Genomic DNA, 18,295 nt, shown 5'->3' on the forward strand with positions numbered 1-18,295 from the left:
TCACACCTGCCGGCTAAGGCCTATACGGAGCCGTTTTGATCATTTGAATAAAGTTGCGGGCTGAAGGAGCAAGGTGATCTTCTCTTCTGATACATAATGAGATAGGATTTTTTAAGTCGACTTGTTCGACGTGAACCCGCGCCATATCTCCCCGGGCAATATATTCGTTTACTTCAAGAGAGGATGTGAAAGCGACTCCATACCCTTCCATAACGGTTCTGATCGTTTCATTCAATCCGTTTATTTGTATACCTATTCTGGGTTTGTCCACATGATGCAATGTACATAAAGAAATTAATTTCTCCCGGGATAAACTCCCTTCTTCACGAAAGATAAACGGTTCCTTCACCACTTCCTCCAATGTCGTGTACTGTGATGCAAGCCTATGGTTTTTATTAACGACAAACAGCATGTCATCTTCCAAAAGCAGTGTCCCTTTTATGAAAGGGCCGAATTCCGTTGTCCCGCCGATCAGGCCAATGTCCGCTTCGTAGTTAATCAGCTGTTCACAAGCTTTTTGAAAATTCGTGGTCGTGATTTCAACTTCCGTTTTGGGAAATTGCTGTTTAAAGCGGCTGAGCCATCTTGGCAGCAAATAATTGGCAGGGAGAAAGGTGGCGGCAATTCGCAGTTTTCCAATTGACCCTTCCCTTAACTGTTCCACGTACGATTCAATTTCTTTTTCAAGTGAAAACAGCCGCTTTGCCTGTTTTGCAAGCTCTGCGCCGGACTGTGTCAGCAGGATCCCTCTGCCTTTAGGAACGAATAAGGTGCAGTCGATCTCGCGTTCTAATTTCTTAATTTGCGAGGTGACGGCGGGCTGGCTGATGTTTAACTGTTTGGCGGCTTGGGTGACGCTGCCTGTTTCAGCGACCGAGTAGAACAATCGCAGTGCATGAAGATTCATATTTCACACCTCTATTTATAAACAAAAGTTATCAATACCAAATAAAGATATATTAGAGTTATCTAAATGCTTTTACTATTATAAAGTTGAAAAACATGTTTTACAAGAAAGGAGAAACGGTTATGAGTACGCTTATCCTAAATAAAACAGCTTATTGCAAGTCTCCGTATGATGTATGGCTGGAGGGACTGGACGAACCGGTGGCAATGCTGACTTCAACCGATCGTGCCGATGAATGCAGAAATTATGATGTAATCGAAGCGTTTGACGATTATCCGGTTAATGGATGCATCGAAATGCGCGCTTTGGAGCTGAATGAAACGTATCACTTTAAAACGATTATTGCATCATCAGAATTTGACATGCTGAGGGCTGGGAAGCTGAGATCGCTTTTGGGGATAAAAGGGCAGTCCTACGAAAGCGCTCTGCTGTTCCGCAACAAAATATTAATGAAAGAGCATGTCAGAAAAGCCGGTGTAAAGGTTCCAGGTTTTAAGAAAATCGACTCGGCAGCCGACTTATGTACGTTTGTTCAAACTTTCGGTTTTCCTGTTGTCGTTAAGCCTATTTACGGATCCGGGTCTGTTGATACAACCGTTTTAAGGGATCGGCAGGACGTATGGAATTTTCTTTCGAAAGGTCTCCCCGATCATCTGGAGGTTGAGTCGTTCATCGAAGGGGATATGTATCATGTAGACGGCCTCATCCTTGATGGAGAGACCATCCTCAGCTGGCCGTCGCGTTATATCAACGGGTGTCTGGCGTTTCAAGATCAGCAGTTTTTAGGCAGCCTCCAGCTTGAACGGAAAAATCCGCTCACCCGGCGGTTGACTGATTTTGTTCAAAAAGCGCTTGCTGCCCTTCCTGTTCCGGATATCACAACATTCCATGCTGAAGTGTTTCATACACCGGATGATGAATTGGTGTTTTGTGAAGTGGCCAGCAGAACCGGCGGCGCTATGGTTCGCGAAGCAACTGCGCAGACTTTCGGCTTTGATATCAATGAAGCGTGGGTTAAAGCGCAATGCGGCCTGGACTTTCATATTCCGGAGGTGAACAACAATCCGCACCGCCTAAGCGGCTGGCTGTTGATTCCACCAAAAGACGGCGTGCTGAAAGAAATCATGCCGGCACCAGCCGCAGACTGGATAGCGAAACAAAATATTTCCGCTCAAGCCGGAGACAGGTTCCACGGCTCGTCTTCCAGTGTAGATGCAATTGCAGGCTGTTTAATTACAGGGCGTACAGAAGCCGAATTGAGCGGCCGCATCAGCCGCCTTGCAACGTGGTTTCATGATCATACCGAATGGGAAAAGACTTCAGATGTTTGCGCAATTTAAAGCATTCAGCCGCCTTCATCCGTTGATCCGATTTTTGCTGATAGGCACGCTTGTTACGAAGGCGGCTAAGTCGATGACAACGCCGTTTTTGGCACTCTATCTCCATATGAAAACGGGAGCCGATTTTGGAACCGTCGGGCTTGTGATCGGTTTAGGCTATTTTTCAAGCACTGTAGGAGGGGTAGTCGGAGGAGCGCTTTCAGATAAAATCGGCAGAAAAAAGGTGATGCTTTCGTCCATTTTCATCTGGAGCTTTGTATTCATTCTTTTCGGACTTGTTCATGATTTCATGTGGTTTTTATTATTAAACATTTTAAGCGGGCTTTGCCATTCGTGTTTTGAACCTGTGTCAAAGGCTTTGATGGCTGAGTTATCGGAACGGGAGATGAGATTCCGCATTTTCTCTTTACGGTATTTGGCCATCAATGTTGGAGCTGCTGTCGGCCCTTTATTGGGCACTTATTTCGGTCTTGCCAAAACCGGAACGCCGTTTATCATCACAGGGCTTGTCTATTTTGGCTATGCTGCACTTTTAAGCTTGATGATGATTCGACTGATCACGGTGAAAGAGACAAACATCGCTCCTGAAAAAGTTCAGGCAGGTTCCGTTTTGAAAACGATAAAGCAAGACAAGGCTCTTCGATTTTACATAGGCGGCGGCATCCTTTTTTTGTTCAGCTATTCGCAAATGGAAAGCACTTTGCTGCAGTATTTAAATAACGACTTTGCAAACGGAGTTAAAATATTTTCGACTTTAATCACATTAAACGCGGTGACAGTCATCCTTTTACAAGTGCCGCTCACCCGTTTATTTGAGAAGTATAAATCGTTAACAACAATATCAATTGGAACCGTTTTTTGTATTTTGGGGAATACCGGTTTTTCTCTGGCAAATGGCTGGATTGTTTTTATGCTTTCAATGTTTGTTCTGACAATCGGCGAAATTTTATGTTTTCCTTCAATGAATGTCCTTTTGGACGAGCTGGCTCCGGATCATATGAAGGGCGCGTATTACGGCATGCAAAACTTGTACAATATCGGTGAGTTTTTAGGGCCTTGGCTGGGGGGAATGATGCTTGCCTTGTACGGGGGAAAAGCCGTCTTTCTCATTGCTGCGTGTTCAGTCTTTTTGGCTTTAGGTGCTTACCATGTGGGGAGGAGAAAGTTTTTATCTGCACAGCATCATGATGTATCGCCTTTTTCTTATTGAATATTTGGGCCGCTCATGTATGAATCATCAAGAATTCACCCAACCTATAAGGTAAAAAAGGAGATTGAATCATGGACACAACATTGGGCTACCTCCGCGAATCACTGTCGAATCACCTTGAACACGGCATAGGACAAAACATTTACAGAAAAATTGTTTCCGGGCGATATGCGAATGAGAAAGAGTTTGTCGAGCACTTGGAGGAGCGGGAAATGGAATTTCTGAATCAAGTGCTTGAACATGAGATGAAATATGCACTGAATGAACAGGACCATAAACGAACAAGAGAATTAAACGAAGTGTATGAACTGTTGTTTTGAAAGGCGGCATGATCAATGGGTGCAATAGAGCGGAACGGATACACGTTTGAACCGGAATACAGTGTGACCAGACAAAACGGTGCCATCCATGTATACCGGCGCGGCCGGTTTGTCGAGGAGATTCAATTTGAGTTTCACGGGGAGTTTCCAGAGCATGATTTAATTGAAGAGCTTGTCAATCATTATTGTTATGAAAATAAAATATAAGACTTGAAGAGGCTGCCGACCGGGCGGCTTTTATTTTGGATTTTTATATCTATAATCCGCTTGCAGTTTAGAGCGGCAGCAAAAAAGCTGCCATAAATATGACAGCTCATGCATCGTTATTTTTTCTTTTCATCATAGTATTGAACAGGGTACATGGATCCTTCCGATACCATTTTGTTATCTTCGATATCATGCGGAGACGGATGGCCTGCTTTTTCAACCGGGAATGAATCTACATTGTGTTTTTCCGAAAAGTAAGGGATCTTTTCTTTCACGCTTTGTAAGTACGATTTCAGTTTTTGTCTGTTTGTTTCGTCTTTTAGCATATATGCAGTGACTCCGGCGACAACGACGAGACCTGAGATCATATTCTTTTGCTTCATGGTCATAACCCCTTTCGATTAGGTGTTTGCAAATGTTATTCCCATGATGGCCGCCGTTTAAACCAGCTGATCGAGCGCTTCGTCTATATTTGTCGTCGGCTGCCTGCAGGCGAAGTTTTCACAAATATAGACGGTTGTTTTGTCATCGACTGTTTTGTATTCGGCTGCGAAGTCGGCAATCTCTTTGAAATCGTCAGGCGATTCCGCGGCGAGGACGGCATAGTTCGGCTGGAAGGCCTGCTGCAAAGCGCTTACGATCTTCTGTCTGTCCGGGTCATTCCGTTTTCCGAGCACAACGATTTCTTTTTGCGGCATGACATGGCTCAGCAGACCTTGGAGAAAGTTTGCATGGCCGCTCGGATAAGCGGAAACGTCTCCATGGAATGCAGAAAACATTTTTGCTGCTTGATCATGGAGCGATAAATCGCCAGTCAGCCTGCCCAACCGGGACAGCTGCACGGCCAGGACGCCGTTTCCGGATGGGAGGGCGCCGTCGTATACTTCTTTATCCCGAACAATCAAAGTCTCGGCATCGCTTCCCGTAAAATAAAATCCGCCGTGCTCTTCATCCCAGAACAGCCCGGTCATGTCCGCTGCTAGTTTTTTGGCTTTTCGCAAATCGGTTAAATCAAGTGAGGCTTCATACAATTCGATATAGGCCCATAGCAGGAAGGCGTAGTCATCGATAAACCCTTTATTTTTTACCTCGCCGTCACGGTAGCGAACCATGACGCGTCCGCCTTGAATCAATTTATTCTCGATGAACTCGACTGCAGCCCGCGCCATCTCCAGATATTCGGGCGCATTGTAGACTTTCGCCGCTTTGGCAAGGCCCGCGATCATCAGAGCGTTCCAAGATGTCAGCACTTTATCGTCGACATGGGGATACGTTCTTTCCTGCCGTTTTTCAAAAAGTTTTATTCTCGCTTCTTCAAGCTTGTTCTGAAGCTGTTCATCTGTCAGCGCGAATTCATCCTTGATGTCTTCCAGCCTGGTGTAGATCAAGTTTGGTATATTGTGGCCTTCAAAATTCCCTTCTTGCGTGATGTTGTAAACGGCGCAATACAATTCGCCGAGTTCATCTCCAAGCGTTTCAAGGACCTCGTCTTTTGACCACACATAATATTTGCCTTCTACCCCTTCCGTGTCAGCATCAAGCGCTGAATAAAAAGCGCCCTTGTCATCGGTCATTTCGCGGCGGACAAATGTGATGATCTGCTCGGAAATCTGTTTATACCGTTCATTTTTCGTGATTTGATAGGCTTCAGTGTATGCGATCAGCAATAAAGCATTATCGTAAAGCATTTTTTCAAAGTGGGGAACAAGCCATTCGTCATCTGTCGAATAGCGGGCGAACCCGTAGCCGATATGGTCGTAAATCCCGCCATTCGCCATGCTGTCCAACGTTTTCGTCACGCTGTACAGCGCGTTCTCCTCGCCGCTGTATTGATGATACCGAAGCAGAAATGTCAGCATATGGGGGATCGGAAATTTCGGCGCGCTGCCGAAACCGCCGTACGCCGCATCAAAGCTGTTGATCAGCTGCTGATACGTCCGCCTCAACATGTCTTCACCGAGCGAATCGCCGGCATCGCTTTTCGCTTTAATTCTCAGGTTGTTGGCCGCTTTTTCGGCAATATCTTCAACATGTTCCCGGTTTTTCGCAAAGGTATCGGAAAGCTGCTTCACCACCTCAACAAACCCCGGACGGTTAAAACGGCTCGTCTTCGGAAAATATGTACCCGCATAAAACGGCTTCTGATCAGGCGTTAAAAACACATTCAGCGGCCAGCCGCCCTGCCCCGTCATCATCTGGCAGATCGTCATATAAATTGAATCCACATCAGGCCGCTCCTCGCGGTCCACTTTAATAGAGACGAATTTCTCATTCAGAAGCTTCGCAACTTCTTCGTCTTCGAAGCTTTCGTGGGCCATGACGTGGCACCAATGACATGTGCGTATAGCTACCCAAGCTAGCTATACCCAATAGATACAAGAACAGGTTTGTTCTCGCGTTTCGCTTTTTCGAATGCTTCTTCTCCCCAAGGGAGCCAATTCACAGGATTGTAAGCATGTTGAAGTAAGTAAGGAGACTTCTCAGCGATTAATCTATTGGGTTTATTGTTAGTGGGCATGGAATCACCTTCTTTCTTAGAATGGATTTTTTGGCACTCTATATAGCATACCAAAAAAATAGCCGAATAATTCCTTGGAAGTTTTAGGCGAACCTAGCTATTTTTCTTTGTTCTGTTAGTGATGTCGAATTTTGATGAAAAAGGGTTATTTGAGAGATTTTCTGTTCAATAACGAATAATGGGACTTTGAAAAATGACGCTATTTGTTTATATGTCCAATTTTTTATTCTTGGCATTTCATCTATTAACATTTTGTCGGTGATTAGAATTTCGGAGGCGAAAATGTTTGCTTGGTGTTCAAGTTTAGCTCCTAAGACGAGGGAGCATTTTTCCATTTGGAATGTGTTTAAATTTTTATGGAGAAAATAGTGTCCTAATTCATGTGCAATAATGATATGAGGGAGTTTTGACTTTTTGTTCACATGGATAATGTATTCATTCTCTTCCTTGTAATATTGGAGAAATCCGTGAACACATCCCAAATTCTCTTTTAATATGATTATTTTTAGGTTTTCGCAGATTTCGAAAACGTCATTTGTTCCATTATCTTGGATAACCTTTTCGGCCTTGTGCTTAATGTTTTTTGAGGTATAGATAAGGATCACTCTTTCTATATGGTGTTATTTGATATATGGATATGAACTACTCTTTCTTTTTCATTGCATCCACATATTTTATGCCATTAATTAATGCTTGTTTGATTAATCGAGCGGTTTCTTCATCAATATCCTCATCATTTTTCATAAATAATAAAGTTTCTTCGTTTCTTAATTCCTCTAGTGCCTCATTTACAGTCTCATCTAATTTTGAAGGTGTATGTGGTTTACGGCCTAATAAATAATCAGTTGACACATCATAAACTTCGCTTAACTTTCTTAATGTTTCTGGATCAGGCGTTCTGTAATTTCTTTCATAATTAGAAATTGTTTTTTCAGTGGAGTTAACTTTTTCTGCTGCTTCTTTTTGATTCAATCCGGTTCTAATTCGAGCTTTTTTCAATCTTTCTCCTAGTGTCATTTTAATCATCCATTCCACAAAAAGTTGAGTTACTTATATAATATCAGCAATTGCTGGCTTTTTCTCATATATGAAAAGAAAAGAACGAAAAGTGTATAAATACTCATTGACTCTCCGTATTGGGTGGGTTAGTATTGTTCTGAAATTTTCTATGGGCAGTTTAATTTTGCATTTTTTATAAAAAAGTCTCCGAAATGTTCATTTTTTTGTTTACATCTCCGAATCGTGGAGTTATAATAAAGATAACCACAAAGGGTTGAGCATTTTTCAAAGAAAGGAGGATTATATGAAGGAGTTCTATACCGTGGGTGATGTACAAATTATTCTGGGTGTTTCACGAGCGAAAGCTTATAAGATTATCCGCGGCTTGAATGAAGAAATGGAGGAGGAAGGTTATAAGACTTTAAAAGGGCGTGTTAATAAATCCAAATTTGATGATCGGTACATGTATAAAGGTAAACAAAGAAATGGGGTGGTCTGAAAGGTGAATAGAAAGGATACTCATTTGTTTATGAAAAGTGCAGTTTCTTTAGCAAGGGAAATGGAAGGTAATTGGACAGTGAGAATGAAAATGGCTTTAAACACTGTAATTGTAAAACATTATTTTAACAAGCCTTTATCTCTTGAAAATGTAAATGCTCTTCTTAGAAAGGGGGTATCTTATCGAAGGATTTGTAAACATTACGGTGTTGGCAGAAAAGACATTGCTTCATTAAAGGGCTAGTCATAGTGTGAATTTATACCACTATAACGGCTCGACAAAAAATAAAGGTGGTGGTGATTTGACGTTAATCGAAGAGTTTAATTATCATTTAAAAAAATTTGAAGACCATAGAGAACCTGTTACTTTAGCTTTAGCGCAAGTGATTCAAAGGGCTATGGATGAAAAGTTAGTCGAAGAATATCAAGAATTTTATGACTGGTTTATGCGGTGTTTCTACGATGAAGGAAAACCGAAGGAAGTTTTTAGGTTTCCGGTAATTGATGAGGGGCCAATCTTACATGGTGGAAAACCACGAGTGATCATTTTTAGAGATTCGCATATTTCAAGTGTTCCGGTAATTCATTAATGGAGTGTTGCTCTTTGAAAATTACATATAGACAAAGAAAGCGCCTTGACGATTAAATCATCAAGAACGCCATGAAGACCTAGACACCTTCATTATACGGCATTTTTGATGAAAAGTCATGTGTGAGTATTTGGTGATGTACAGTAATCACTTTAAATACTGTAGCAGGCTAGAACAAGCGTGCGAGATAGCTGTAAACAGCTTGATGGCTATAAATAGCCTACTAGGTTGCCATGACGGGCTTATGAGCCAATAGCGACTGAGAAGCGCCACGATGGAATCAGAACCGGAGCGAATTTTAAAATTGATCTTATAAATCAAATCAAAAAAATAAAACTAAATGAAATGGGGAAATGAAAATGAATTTAAAATTTATTGTACCTGATGCGAAAATGACTTTTGGTGAATTGAAATTTGCTGGACTAAATCGTGAACGTTATGCATATGTAAATGGACAAAGAAGTGATAAATTGGAATCTAGGGTATATAACTTGATGTCAAGTGTTCAAGGCGGGCAGATCGAAGTGACTATTCCAGAATATGTTGGATTAAAAGACATAAATTTTTCTGCTGACGTTGAATTGAAAAACCCACAAATAAAGGCTATGGCTCAATCAAGTGGGAACTTCGCGAATGTTAGGTGGACTGTCGAAGCAGAAGATATCATTGTGAAAGGTTCTAGCGTTTCTAAACCTACGGCTACTACTGCCACAAGTGATAAAAAGTAAACCGCAAAGGATAACGGGTGATCCGTATGAAAAAATTTCTTGAAAAAAGATTGTGGAAGTATCGTGGAAAACGTATTCGGCCATTTATGAGGAATAACGTTAAATTGGCAGGCGCATTAATATTTGTGCCTGCTTTTTTAATATCCATGTTTTTCTTTTGGAAAGATCATCTTCTTCACTTTAATGTATCTCAAGTGATTAATCACTTTGAATGGAATGTACCTTTGATCGTTAAAAGTTTGGTTTGTTCGTTGTCTATTGGTATTGGAAGTGTGTATGTTGCCTATTTAACTTTTAATGGACTTTTTAAAAGGTTAAAGCACAGGCAGATGCTTGCAAGAATGATTTTCTCTAACAAGTTTTATGAAAAAGATCATGTGAAGGTAAAAAAGCTATTCTCAAATGATACAGGGGCAAAGGAAAAAATCACGTACTTTCCTAAGGTGTATTACCGAGTTAAAAACAATCACATTTATATACGCATTGCTATGGATATGAGCCGTTTTCAGAATCGCTTCCTGGACTTAGGAAAGGATTTGGAAAACGGCTTATTTTGTGACTTGGTTGATAAGCAAATGGAAGAAGGTTTTGTGTGCTTTAAGCTTCTTTACGATATCAAAAAGAATCGTATTTCCATTGATGATGCAATAGCTGAGAATGGAGTCCTTCCGTTAATGAAGCATATTTCATGGCGATTTGATAAGTTGCCGCACATGCTCATATCCGGTAGCACAGGCGGAGGAAAAACCTATTTCATGTTGACCATCATAAAAGCGTGTGTAGGACTTGGGGCAGATGTAAAAATCTTAGACCCGAAAAATGCTGATTTAGCCGACTTGGAAGAGGTACTTCCCAAAAGAGTATATTCACAGAAAAACGGTATCCTTATGTGTTTGAGGAAGTCCGTTGATGGCATGATGCAACGAATGGATGAAATGAAGAAAATGCCTAATTACAAGACAGGTGAAAACTATGCCTATTTAGGCTTGAAACCTGTTTTTATATTCTTTGATGAATACGTTGCGTTTATGGATTTGTTGGATATGAAGGAGAGAAATGAAGCGTTATCTTACATGAAACAATTGGTTATGCTGGGTCGTCAGGCTGGTTATTTTCTTGTTTTAGGGGCACAGCGACCGGATGCAAAATATCTAGCCGATGGGATACGAGATCAATTTAGTTTTCGTGTTGCGCTCGGCAATATGTCTGATACTGGTTACGGGATGATGTTCGGTGATGTTGATAAAACATTTATGGAAAAAGACGTGAAAGGTCGAGGATATGCCTATGTTGGAACAGGTTCAATATTAGAGTTTTACAGTCCAATTGTGCCGAAAGGATATGATTTTATGTCATCTATTAAAAATGCGCTGGTTGGAGTCGAGGGAGCGCAGGCGACGGCAGTCGCCAGCGGCAGCGAAAGCGACCAGACGGCCAGCGGTGAAGGAGTGAGCGAAGCGAATGACTGAACTAAAAAACCCCCCTCACGCTAACAGGGGGGTAGTAATCGTAAAAGAAAAAAATGAAACCGTTGAAAAGCCTTTAATATCAATGGTTGACTACATCCGAGTATCTTTTAAAACACATGATGTTGACCACATTATCGAGAATGTCCTTCACATCAGTAAGGATTTCATGGCAGAAAAATCGTCCGGCTTTTACGGCTATGTTGGAACATACGAATTAGATTACATCAAGGTCATGTATTCAGCGCCAGGTGATAACAGAGGTGTTTTGATTGAATTGTCTGGACAGGGATGCCGTCAGTTCGAATCATTTTTAAAATGCCGCAAGAAAACATGGTTCGACTTCTTTCAAGACTGTTTGCATAATGGTGGCTCGTTTACTCGTCTCGATTTAGCGATTGACGATAAGAAGACGTATTTTTCAATTCCTGAATTGCTGAAAAAAGCCCAGAAGGGCGAATGTATTTCTCGTTTCCGAAAGTCTGATTTCAATGGATCATTCAGCTTGGCAGATGGAGAAACCGGAGGGACAACAATTTATTTTGGGTCGAAACAGTCGGACGCTTACCTCTGCTTTTATGAAAAGAATTATGAACAGGCTGAAAAATATGATATTCCATTAGAGGATTTAGGTGACTGGAATCGCTATGAATTGCGTTTAAAAAACGATCGGTCACAATCTGCTGTAAAAGCCTTAATGAAAACGAAGGATTTAACGCTTATTGCTATGCAGATCATAAATAATTATGTAAGGTTCGTTGATGCTGACGAGAACGTCACAAGAGAGCATTGGAAAACGAGCCTTTTTTGGTCTGAATTTATAGGCGATGTCGGGAAGCTTCATCTTTTCATGAAGCCGCAAAAAGACCTGTATCAAAAATCAAGAAACTGGCTGAAAAATTCCTGTTCACCCACCATGAAAATGGTTCTAGAAGCTGATAAACACCTTGGTAGAAGTGACTTATCAGACATGATTTTAGAAGCTGAATTATCCGATAAACAACAAAAGATGCTGGAAGTATTTACGGCGGATATCTCTGATATGGTGGTTTGAAGCCTTTTAAAATAGGGTGTTACCACTCTTAAAAACAGGTGATGCGATTAAACGTATATGTCAACGGTACCGGAACGAAGTGAGGATAAGGAGTTGACATGTTCAGCGCCACCCAAACCCTCTTGGCATTGAACAAACATTTCGTTTGTTCCTGCCTACCGGCGAGGGAGCCCCCCGAAGAATCGGGGGGATGGGGGGAATGATTATTTGCAATCCAACGTGCTTACGTTGGTGGGTTTGGGCAAAGCCCAAGAAATATATAAGGAGTTGAAATGTTTTGATGTTTGATGAAATGGTTGAAGAAGTCGTTTCTTACCATCGTTCTATTATTGAAAAAAATTTTCCGTCTGCTAATCCTGATAAGATTCAGGAAGCTTTAAGCGAGTTACGTTGGAGACTTCGGAGCGAAGAGGGACAATGTTCAGATGCTGGTGGGTTTCCTGATAGAGTTGCTACGATGGCAGAAGCAGAGTATTTGATGGATGATATTCTATCTACTGGAATATTAGAGTGATATAAGGAGAAGTGATTGTGAAACAATTAAAAAATAATGATGATGATATTACGATATTGGAAATATTGTTTGGTTTGTTTTGTCTGTTGGCTTATGTCTTTCTGTGTTTGTATGTTTCAGTTATCTTTTATGCGACATTAATTAATCATAATTATGTTTGGCCTGTTGTGAGTGTTATCTTATTTGCGCTATTAACTGTAGGTATACGTTGGGCATTGCCTAAAGCGTCAAAAGATTTTAAGGAGTGGTTAAATGTTGATCGTAAATCTACTTAACAAGGCATATTTAGAAAGCGAACTAGAGAAAGTTGGTTTATTGGAATTGGCTGAGGGATTCATTGAAAGACTGAAAGAAACAGTCCCTTATTATGAGAAGGGTCAAAGGATTTTGCTTGAATTTGATACCTTCATTAAAGAAGATCTTAAGCGTTTTGTATCTGCTGTCTTTTTCATTCTTGAAAATGAAGATGAAGAAACAGAGGAAGTTAATATTGAGTTTGAAATTTTGAGGTCGTATGATACTTTCTCAAAATGAGGTGGTTGGATGTCTGCTGTTGACAATCGATTTAGGAGATTGGGATTTAATGTAGGTATTCCGTCTTTAGTCTTTGTTAGGAGCTTAAGCAGAGATTGCATGCTAGTTGTGGAAGGTGAAAACCGGAAAGGGTTTTCTGAATACAGGTACACATTTTATAAAACACGCTATCTGCCTGACGGTCGGATGACAAGCGTAAAAGTTTATATGGAGAATGAAAGCATAAAAAGGGTGTTACCACGTGTAGCATCCTTTTTGTCATTCATGGAAAGTATTAAGCAAATTGAAAAGACACAGAAGAAAACCACTAATAGAAAGTGAGGTCTGAAATGAAAGAAACAGTAAAGGTGTGTAATGTTGGCGGCAAAAAAATGAAGATTATCGTTACTGAAATGAATGAACCGAATTATGGAAAGATTGCCAGGTCAATAATGCGGCTTACTAAAAATATGAAGTTAGAAAACAATGAAAAAAGCACAGCTTGATTAAAAGGAGGGTGAAAAGGTTGCCTGAAAAAGAAAATTTGCCTGAAAAAAAAGAAGAATCCTTTTTCCGTTCGATTGCTCAAAAAATTAAACGGGTTCAAAGACCGGAAAAAGCCAAGAAAAAAGTTCCTCGTGATAGATCGAAAATTGTTGCTGTTACGCTTTGGTCCTGTTTATCTGTTTTGCTGTTGTTTTCTCTGCTGTCAGCTGTACTTTCTGTTAATACTCGATCTGTGGTGAATGATATTCGGATTGATTCGACTAAGCCTTCTAAAGAGAACGATCAAAAAATCTCTATTCCTGCTGCGGAAAATTTTCTGACGGGTTTTATTAATGAATATGTCAATGTGAAAAATGATCATGAATCAATTGAAAAACGACAACAGAATCTTGAAAATTACATGATTAAACAAACAGAAAGTGATTATGAAGAAAGTGAAAGGTTTCAGCTAGACGGAATAAAGGGCGATCGAGTGTTGAATGATTATAGCTTATATAACGTGAAAGAGGGTGATAAATATAGCCTTTTCCAGTATAAGGTGACATATACGAATCTATTTCCTGTAGAAAAAGAAGTTGAAAAAACAGTGAAAGATGGAAAAAAGAAAAAGAAGGTGAAAGAAAAAGTCACTGAAAATGAAAAGGCTGAAAAACAAATGTTACTGAATATTCCTGTCATAAGTAAGGGTGATTCGTTTGCTGTCTCTGCTGTCCCGTATTTCACACAGGTTTATGATTTGAGAGGTGAAATCACAGTAAAGGATACAGACGACACGAGGGATGAATATACCGGAGAGAGAAAGGATTCAATCGAAAAATTTCTCAATACCTTCTTTGAGAAATACGTTTCAGAAAAGAAGGAAGATATGGTCTATATGATGAAAGAGCCGGAGGCGTTAGCTGGTAGCCTTGTATTCGGTGAAATAACAGATATGAAAATCTTCGAGACGAAAAACGGTTTCGAAGTTTTTTGTGTTGTCCAATTTAAAGAAAAAGAAAATGAAATACCAGTAGTTGAGAATTTTTCTTTAAAACTGACTGAAAACAGCGGTCAATATTATGTTCAAAATTTTAAACATCAATAGAAAGGAGATTTTTTTAAATATGGATTTCTTTAATCATTTAATTCTAGGTGCAGACCTTCCTACTCTTGGAGGACTAAAAGGGTGGACAGCGGATGTTGTCTCACAGTTTGCGTTCATTGTTGGTGCGTTTCTTGCTTCTAAGCATTTATTGAAGCTAAGAATTGGCGGAATCGTATTTGCTTGCTGTGTTGCAAGTGCTGTGGGTTGGGCTGTCAATCACTGGTCTACTCTTTCAGGTTGGGTCGGAAGTTTTATTGATAAGCTCTAGGAGGTTGAATGATGGGGCGTTTAGTGTTTAACTATCGTAAGGCAATGAGAGAGCCTAAGAAGATTCAGCAACTAACGGAAAATTATTCACTGCCTTTTGCAGTGGAGCTGATACCAGCAATCAATTATTTCTTATTTGTTGCTCTCTGCTTCGGCTTTTGGTACGGCGTGAGGAAGGTTTTCCCTCACGCTTTTGAAAATTCATCAATCTTTGTGATTTTTGGTATTCCGATCTTCTTAACAATGCTCGTGACAAAAATTAAGCCAGAAGGAAAAAACATATACTTGTATTTTCTTGATTTGATTAAGTATTACTTGATGATTAAACTTCCTAAGAAAAAATATTGTAATGATCGAAAGGTTGATCTTTGTAATGAGAAAAATATTGAATTTCGTAAACTTGTAAAGGTGGTGGGTAATTCAAATGAAATTGAAAACGCCTATGAAGGCAATAAACAAGAATCTGTTATTGACAAGAACGGGAGACGTGTGGGCGTACTACCGCATAAAAAGCAACTCGATTCCTATGCAGAATAAAGAAAAGGTAAATGCTTATAAAAAGAAGTGGCAACATTTGCTTGAGGAAATTACCTCTTATGAGGACTTCCATTTGATGATGTATCCAAGTGAATATGAATTAGATAAACGCTTCAAAGAGTTGGAATCAGATATTGCGGAAGATGCTCTTGACGTAGCTCGATATTACAATGAAGAAACAGTAAGGCTGTTGGAACAACGTTTAGAAAGACTGACAAAGTATGATTTTATATTTGGTGTTAAGTTGAAAAATAGCTTGGTAAATATGAGCATGGAAGTTAAGGATAATATTCTTTCGCTTTTTAATACGGCTACTGATACAGTTGTGAAAATGTTGGGGTGGGAACAAAGCGTTTCCACTTCTTTTTTTAAACAATATGAAGAAGTAGAAGACAACCTCGCCAATATTATGACATCTGTTCGCGGGGAAAGGCTTTCAGAAAATGAGATGGTGTATATTAATCGTTATCATTTTGTCCGTGGCTTAAATCATCATACAAAAGAAGAAAGTGAAATGAGAAAATTTGATTCTATTACAAATACACTGATTGATCCTACAAACCCATCTGTTTTAAACCTTCACAGTGATCGAGATGAAGGCTTTGTATCTTTCGTAGTCATTGACGAGTTTCTTCATAACATGGCGGAAAGTGATTTGTTTTATGAAACTCAGTCATTGCCTTTTCCTGTAGAGGTGCAAATGAAGGTGCAAGCAGAATCGAAGTCTATCACAAAGCCGGCTTTAAATATCAAAAAACAACAATTAAAAGAAGAGCAGCTTGAACAGCAAAGTACGGGAGACAGAAGTGATGTTTCTACAGTTACAAGCGCAACTCTCGTCAGACATTTACAAGATGAAATAAAAAAAGAAGAAGTTTATTTAATGAATTGGTTGGCGGTTATTGTGGTTCATGGAGACACGAAAAAAGAGTGTGTTAGAAAGGCTACGATTGTAAGACGGCATTTAAAAGGTGCAGGAATTACGTGTAGGCTTCCTGTTGCTGACCAATTAAATTTATTTTATAAAATGCTGCCTGGTGAAAAGTTAGATATTACAGATAAGAACTGGATACAGAAAACCACTCAAGACGGATTAGCCGAATGTTTATTTGCAATTAACTCGGATATTGGTTCCAAGATTGGATTTTTTCTTGGTTGGATTGATCGATTTATGGAGCACACCGATTTAGAGAATGCTATTTATTCAAGTCGAGATTTCGTTCTATACCATCCTTTCTTGGCGAATCAGTATTTGAAAGGCTCGAAAACTCGTTCACCTCATTGCTTGATCACAGGTGATACAGGAAATGGGAAATCTTATCTGGCAAAGTTGATTTTTATTTACGTTACTTTTCTAAAAATAAAATCGCTTTATATTGATCCGAAAAAAGAAATGCGAAAATGGATTCAGCGTGTCTTAAATGATCAATACATCATAGAAAATTTTCCTTTGTATGTTGCTCATTTAGAAAAGTTTCACTATATCACATTAGATCATGAAAACGAAAATAACTGGGGTGCTCTTGACCCAATTTGTTTTTTGCCACCGATGAAAGCGAAAGAACTAGTTCAAGTTATCTTTGAACAAGTATACGACTTCAAGGGGAAAGACGATGTTAATACGGCTTTCCTAAGAGCGACATCAAATGTGATTGAGCGAAAACAACGGGGCGAACAAGTTGGCTCTCTCCACATCATTAAAGAAATGCAGGGAGAGAATCAAGAGCCGGCAGTCCGGAAAGCTGGAGATTATTTAAATGAAGTTGTTTCGGATTCAATTTTAAAACTGTGTATTCATGATGGCTCCAATCCTGCACTTTCATTAGATGAGCGTATCACCATCTTAGAAGTTGAAAATTTGGATTTGCCGGAGCATTCGGAACGTATCGAGAATTATACGATTTCTCAGTTAAAATCAAGTGCTGTTATGTTTGCCCTTGGCAAGTTCTGCGAACTGTTTGGCATGAATCCTGATGAGCAGACGGTTGAGTTTATTGATGAAGCGTGGATATTTACTACGTCCCAGCAAGGAAAAAAAGTAGAAAGGCAGATGCGCCGTATTGGTCGATCATATAACAATGCGGAATTTTTTATTTCTCAATCGACAAAAGATGCATTAAAAGAAGAAGATTCCGGAAACTTCGGTGTTGCCTTTGCTTTTGATGAACCAAACGAACGTGAAGAGGTTTTAAAGTGGATGAACATGGAGGTCACAAAAGAAAATGAAAAAATGCTAGGCTCTATGTTTCAAGGTCAATGTTTATTTAAAGATTACTATGGGCGCACCTCCAAAATTTCAATTGAGTGTTTATTTGAGGAGTGGCAAGGTGCTTTAAAAACAGTTGAGAAGAAAGCTGTGGCATATGCGGAAGAAAAATATTTGTAACTGGATGGAGGGATTTAATTATGTTCATGTTATGGGCAATTGTAGGGATTGTCCTTTTTCTTATTATTAAAAAAAGATTGCAAGAATTTATTGATTGTCGAAAGATGTCAATGTCTGATGTGATCGAGTGCTTATACTTTTCATGTCTCGGATTTGGTATACTCTTTTTTTTCATCTGTTGGATTGTAGCAGTTTTTTTCCCTAATTATATCCTTGGGGCAATCGGAGCTTATTTACTTGCGTACGGGGGATTTCTATTTGCCGCCTTTTATGGTTTGAGAGGATATGAAGAAAAGAAAAAATAATAGAGGGGATGAAAATATGGAAGTTGCTTTTTTGAATTCTATGATAATGACATGGCCGGGCATTTACAAAGCAGAGAAAATTTCCTTGGAAGACGTTCATGAATGTTTGGCATCATGTAATGGTTCTTATAAAAGCTTTATTGGTCATAAGTCTACAGCGCTATTTTTACAAGAGCTGCTAGGAATCAAGATTGAACAAAATCGAAAGTGTTTTAGGCAAAGGAGATATCAAAAGGCTATCTGTTTCAGTTTGAAAGAGCGATATCCAGAAAATAAAGTATTGAAAAAAGCTGACTTGAAAAATGCAGAATATGAATTTTATTTAATCACAAGGTTAGATTAAGG

Annotated in this window: 27 protein-coding genes; 21 read left to right on the forward strand and 6 right to left on the reverse strand. The window is 39.6% G+C overall.

From position 1 onward, the window contains the following. Positions 1 to 13: 13 nt before the first annotated feature. The gene (locus BTA31_RS15145) at positions 14 to 907 is read right to left on the reverse strand and encodes a LysR family transcriptional regulator (protein WP_076792944.1); all 894 of its coding nucleotides are present in this window, start codon (positions 905 to 907) and stop codon (positions 14 to 16) included. A 122-nt stretch (positions 908 to 1,029) separates the two neighbouring features. On the opposite strand from BTA31_RS15145, the gene BTA31_RS15150 reads away from it, so the two are divergent. The 4 genes from BTA31_RS15150 to BTA31_RS15165 all read left to right on the forward strand — a co-directional run bounded on the left by BTA31_RS15150 (position 1,030) and on the right by BTA31_RS15165 (position 3,984). After that, entirely contained in the window at positions 1,030 to 2,247 is a 1,218-nt protein-coding gene (locus tag BTA31_RS15150; protein ID WP_076792946.1) for an ATP-grasp domain-containing protein, read from the forward strand. Beyond that, positions 2,231 to 3,457, forward strand: a complete 1,227-nt coding sequence (locus BTA31_RS15155) for an MDR family MFS transporter (protein WP_076792948.1) — start codon at positions 2,231 to 2,233, stop codon at positions 3,455 to 3,457. Before BTA31_RS15150 ends, BTA31_RS15155 begins: the two co-directional genes overlap by 17 nt. A gap of 71 nt (positions 3,458 to 3,528) precedes the next feature. Continuing rightward, on the forward strand, positions 3,529 to 3,777 hold the full coding sequence (locus BTA31_RS15160) for a sigma-G-dependent sporulation-specific acid-soluble spore protein CsgA (RefSeq protein ID WP_076792951.1): 249 nt from the start codon (positions 3,529 to 3,531) through the stop codon (positions 3,775 to 3,777). A gap of 15 nt (positions 3,778 to 3,792) precedes the next feature. Further along, a complete protein-coding gene (locus tag BTA31_RS15165; protein ID WP_076792954.1) occupies positions 3,793 to 3,984 on the forward strand; it encodes a YbxH family protein in 192 nt (63 codons plus the stop codon). A gap of 116 nt (positions 3,985 to 4,100) precedes the next feature. On the opposite strand, the gene BTA31_RS15170 is transcribed toward BTA31_RS15165, so the two are convergent. From BTA31_RS15170 to BTA31_RS15190, 5 genes are all read right to left on the reverse strand, one after another. Continuing rightward, positions 4,101 to 4,367, reverse strand: a complete 267-nt coding sequence (locus BTA31_RS15170; protein WP_076792956.1) for a hypothetical protein — start codon at positions 4,365 to 4,367, stop codon at positions 4,101 to 4,103. A 57-nt stretch (positions 4,368 to 4,424) separates the two neighbouring features. After that, positions 4,425 to 6,302: a thioredoxin domain-containing protein gene (locus BTA31_RS15175; RefSeq protein WP_076792959.1), complete on the reverse strand. Its 1,878-nt coding sequence runs from the start codon at positions 6,300 to 6,302 to the stop codon at positions 4,425 to 4,427. A 38-nt stretch (positions 6,303 to 6,340) separates the two neighbouring features. After that, complete coding sequence (locus tag BTA31_RS23715) at positions 6,341 to 6,502, reverse strand: DUF255 domain-containing protein (RefSeq protein WP_076792961.1); 162 nt, start codon at positions 6,500 to 6,502, stop codon at positions 6,341 to 6,343. An 83-nt stretch (positions 6,503 to 6,585) separates the two neighbouring features. Further along, positions 6,586 to 7,107 (reverse strand): ImmA/IrrE family metallo-endopeptidase, encoded by a 522-nt coding sequence (locus BTA31_RS15185; protein ID WP_083698323.1) that lies wholly within the window; start codon positions 7,105 to 7,107, stop codon positions 6,586 to 6,588. 37 nt (positions 7,108 to 7,144) lie between these two features. Further along, positions 7,145 to 7,501 (reverse strand): helix-turn-helix domain-containing protein, encoded by a 357-nt coding sequence (locus BTA31_RS15190; protein WP_338152968.1) that lies wholly within the window; start codon positions 7,499 to 7,501, stop codon positions 7,145 to 7,147. Positions 7,502 to 7,805: 304 nt separating this feature from the next. Between BTA31_RS15190 and BTA31_RS15195 the strand changes: the two genes are divergently transcribed. The 17 genes from BTA31_RS15195 (at position 7,806) to BTA31_RS15270 (ending at position 18,293) form a co-directional block, all read left to right on the forward strand. Further along, positions 7,806 to 8,000, forward strand: coding sequence for an ICEBs1 excisionase (locus BTA31_RS15195; protein ID WP_076792967.1), 195 nt, complete (start codon positions 7,806 to 7,808; stop codon positions 7,998 to 8,000). Between the two features lie 30 nt (positions 8,001 to 8,030). Continuing rightward, complete coding sequence (locus tag BTA31_RS15200) at positions 8,031 to 8,243, forward strand: hypothetical protein (RefSeq protein ID WP_234026570.1); 213 nt, start codon at positions 8,031 to 8,033, stop codon at positions 8,241 to 8,243. 58 nt (positions 8,244 to 8,301) lie between these two features. Next, positions 8,302 to 8,589 carry a hypothetical protein gene (locus BTA31_RS15205; RefSeq protein ID WP_076792973.1) on the forward strand — a complete coding sequence of 96 codons (288 nt, stop codon included), beginning with the start codon at positions 8,302 to 8,304 and terminating at the stop codon, positions 8,587 to 8,589. A 359-nt stretch (positions 8,590 to 8,948) separates the two neighbouring features. Next, positions 8,949 to 9,317, forward strand: coding sequence for a YdcP family protein (locus BTA31_RS15210; protein WP_076792976.1), 369 nt, complete (start codon positions 8,949 to 8,951; stop codon positions 9,315 to 9,317). A gap of 26 nt (positions 9,318 to 9,343) precedes the next feature. Beyond that, on the forward strand, positions 9,344 to 10,786 hold the full coding sequence (locus BTA31_RS15215) for a helicase HerA domain-containing protein (RefSeq protein WP_076792978.1): 1,443 nt from the start codon (positions 9,344 to 9,346) through the stop codon (positions 10,784 to 10,786). Further along, complete coding sequence (locus tag BTA31_RS15220) at positions 10,779 to 11,837, forward strand: replication initiation factor domain-containing protein (protein ID WP_076792980.1); 1,059 nt, start codon at positions 10,779 to 10,781, stop codon at positions 11,835 to 11,837. Before BTA31_RS15215 ends, BTA31_RS15220 begins: the two co-directional genes overlap by 8 nt. A gap of 277 nt (positions 11,838 to 12,114) precedes the next feature. Further along, positions 12,115 to 12,351 carry a hypothetical protein gene (locus BTA31_RS15225; RefSeq protein WP_076792984.1) on the forward strand — a complete coding sequence of 79 codons (237 nt, stop codon included), beginning with the start codon at positions 12,115 to 12,117 and terminating at the stop codon, positions 12,349 to 12,351. A 17-nt stretch (positions 12,352 to 12,368) separates the two neighbouring features. Further along, positions 12,369 to 12,626, forward strand: coding sequence for a hypothetical protein (locus tag BTA31_RS15230; RefSeq protein WP_076792989.1), 258 nt, complete (start codon positions 12,369 to 12,371; stop codon positions 12,624 to 12,626). Beyond that, positions 12,604 to 12,885 carry a hypothetical protein gene (locus BTA31_RS15235; RefSeq protein WP_073411675.1) on the forward strand — a complete coding sequence of 94 codons (282 nt, stop codon included), beginning with the start codon at positions 12,604 to 12,606 and terminating at the stop codon, positions 12,883 to 12,885. The genes BTA31_RS15230 and BTA31_RS15235 overlap by 23 nt, the downstream gene beginning before the upstream one ends. A 9-nt stretch (positions 12,886 to 12,894) precedes the next feature. Beyond that, complete coding sequence (locus BTA31_RS15240) at positions 12,895 to 13,206, forward strand: hypothetical protein (protein WP_073411677.1); 312 nt, start codon at positions 12,895 to 12,897, stop codon at positions 13,204 to 13,206. Between the two features lie 8 nt (positions 13,207 to 13,214). Beyond that, the gene (locus BTA31_RS23055; protein ID WP_167370611.1) at positions 13,215 to 13,370 is read left to right on the forward strand and encodes a hypothetical protein; all 156 of its coding nucleotides are present in this window, start codon (positions 13,215 to 13,217) and stop codon (positions 13,368 to 13,370) included. 20 nt (positions 13,371 to 13,390) lie between these two features. Next, entirely contained in the window at positions 13,391 to 14,455 is a 1,065-nt protein-coding gene (locus BTA31_RS15245; RefSeq protein ID WP_076792991.1) for a conjugal transfer protein, read from the forward strand. Then, positions 14,430 to 14,723, forward strand: coding sequence for a hypothetical protein (locus tag BTA31_RS15250; protein ID WP_275667497.1), 294 nt, complete (start codon positions 14,430 to 14,432; stop codon positions 14,721 to 14,723). The genes BTA31_RS15245 and BTA31_RS15250 overlap by 26 nt, the downstream gene beginning before the upstream one ends. A gap of 11 nt (positions 14,724 to 14,734) precedes the next feature. Next, positions 14,735 to 15,259, forward strand: coding sequence for a conjugal transfer protein (locus BTA31_RS15255; RefSeq protein WP_076792997.1), 525 nt, complete (start codon positions 14,735 to 14,737; stop codon positions 15,257 to 15,259). Then, complete coding sequence (locus BTA31_RS15260; protein WP_142243754.1) at positions 15,147 to 17,645, forward strand: ATP-binding protein; 2,499 nt, start codon at positions 15,147 to 15,149, stop codon at positions 17,643 to 17,645. The genes BTA31_RS15255 and BTA31_RS15260 overlap by 113 nt, the downstream gene beginning before the upstream one ends. 20 nt (positions 17,646 to 17,665) lie before the next feature. Continuing rightward, positions 17,666 to 17,950 (forward strand): hypothetical protein, encoded by a 285-nt coding sequence (locus tag BTA31_RS15265; protein WP_076793002.1) that lies wholly within the window; start codon positions 17,666 to 17,668, stop codon positions 17,948 to 17,950. 16 nt (positions 17,951 to 17,966) lie between these two features. After that, complete coding sequence (locus tag BTA31_RS15270) at positions 17,967 to 18,293, forward strand: STIV orfB116 family protein (protein ID WP_076793005.1); 327 nt, start codon at positions 17,967 to 17,969, stop codon at positions 18,291 to 18,293. Positions 18,294 to 18,295 lie beyond the last annotated feature (2 nt).

The sequence above is a fragment of the Bacillus haynesii genome (genome assembly GCF_001969855.1).
GTDB lineage: Bacteria > Bacillota > Bacilli > Bacillales > Bacillaceae > Bacillus > Bacillus haynesii.

What these genes read in the sequence shown, in the direction of transcription:
- BTA31_RS15145 (WP_076792944.1), bottom strand. Translation starts at nt 907, where the DNA reads ATGAATCTTCATGCACTGCGATTGTTCTACTCGGTCGCTGAAACAGGC.
- BTA31_RS15150 (WP_076792946.1), top strand. Translation starts at nt 1,030, where the DNA reads ATGAGTACGCTTATCCTAAATAAAACAGCTTATTGCAAGTCTCCGTAT.
- BTA31_RS15155 (WP_076792948.1), top strand. Translation starts at nt 2,231, where the DNA reads ATGTTTGCGCAATTTAAAGCATTCAGCCGCCTTCATCCGTTGATCCGA.
- BTA31_RS15160 (WP_076792951.1), top strand. Translation starts at nt 3,529, where the DNA reads ATGGACACAACATTGGGCTACCTCCGCGAATCACTGTCGAATCACCTT.
- BTA31_RS15165 (WP_076792954.1), top strand. Translation starts at nt 3,793, where the DNA reads ATGGGTGCAATAGAGCGGAACGGATACACGTTTGAACCGGAATACAGT.
- BTA31_RS15170 (WP_076792956.1), bottom strand. Translation starts at nt 4,367, where the DNA reads ATGAAGCAAAAGAATATGATCTCAGGTCTCGTCGTTGTCGCCGGAGTC.
- BTA31_RS15175 (WP_076792959.1), bottom strand. Translation starts at nt 6,302, where the DNA reads ATGGCCCACGAAAGCTTCGAAGACGAAGAAGTTGCGAAGCTTCTGAAT.
- BTA31_RS23715 (WP_076792961.1), bottom strand. Translation starts at nt 6,502, where the DNA reads ATGCCCACTAACAATAAACCCAATAGATTAATCGCTGAGAAGTCTCCT.
- BTA31_RS15195 (WP_076792967.1), top strand. Translation starts at nt 7,806, where the DNA reads ATGAAGGAGTTCTATACCGTGGGTGATGTACAAATTATTCTGGGTGTT.
- BTA31_RS15200 (WP_234026570.1), top strand. Translation starts at nt 8,031, where the DNA reads ATGAAAAGTGCAGTTTCTTTAGCAAGGGAAATGGAAGGTAATTGGACA.
- BTA31_RS15210 (WP_076792976.1), top strand. Translation starts at nt 8,949, where the DNA reads ATGAATTTAAAATTTATTGTACCTGATGCGAAAATGACTTTTGGTGAA.
- BTA31_RS15215 (WP_076792978.1), top strand. Translation starts at nt 9,344, where the DNA reads ATGAAAAAATTTCTTGAAAAAAGATTGTGGAAGTATCGTGGAAAACGT.
- BTA31_RS15220 (WP_076792980.1), top strand. Translation starts at nt 10,779, where the DNA reads ATGACTGAACTAAAAAACCCCCCTCACGCTAACAGGGGGGTAGTAATC.
- BTA31_RS15235 (WP_073411675.1), top strand. Translation starts at nt 12,604, where the DNA reads ATGTTGATCGTAAATCTACTTAACAAGGCATATTTAGAAAGCGAACTA.
- BTA31_RS15240 (WP_073411677.1), top strand. Translation starts at nt 12,895, where the DNA reads ATGTCTGCTGTTGACAATCGATTTAGGAGATTGGGATTTAATGTAGGT.
- BTA31_RS23055 (WP_167370611.1), top strand. Translation starts at nt 13,215, where the DNA reads ATGAAAGAAACAGTAAAGGTGTGTAATGTTGGCGGCAAAAAAATGAAG.
- BTA31_RS15250 (WP_275667497.1), top strand. Translation starts at nt 14,430, where the DNA reads ATGTTCAAAATTTTAAACATCAATAGAAAGGAGATTTTTTTAAATATG.
- BTA31_RS15255 (WP_076792997.1), top strand. Translation starts at nt 14,735, where the DNA reads ATGGGGCGTTTAGTGTTTAACTATCGTAAGGCAATGAGAGAGCCTAAG.
- BTA31_RS15260 (WP_142243754.1), top strand. Translation starts at nt 15,147, where the DNA reads ATGAAATTGAAAACGCCTATGAAGGCAATAAACAAGAATCTGTTATTG.
- BTA31_RS15265 (WP_076793002.1), top strand. Translation starts at nt 17,666, where the DNA reads ATGTTCATGTTATGGGCAATTGTAGGGATTGTCCTTTTTCTTATTATT.
- BTA31_RS15270 (WP_076793005.1), top strand. Translation starts at nt 17,967, where the DNA reads ATGGAAGTTGCTTTTTTGAATTCTATGATAATGACATGGCCGGGCATT.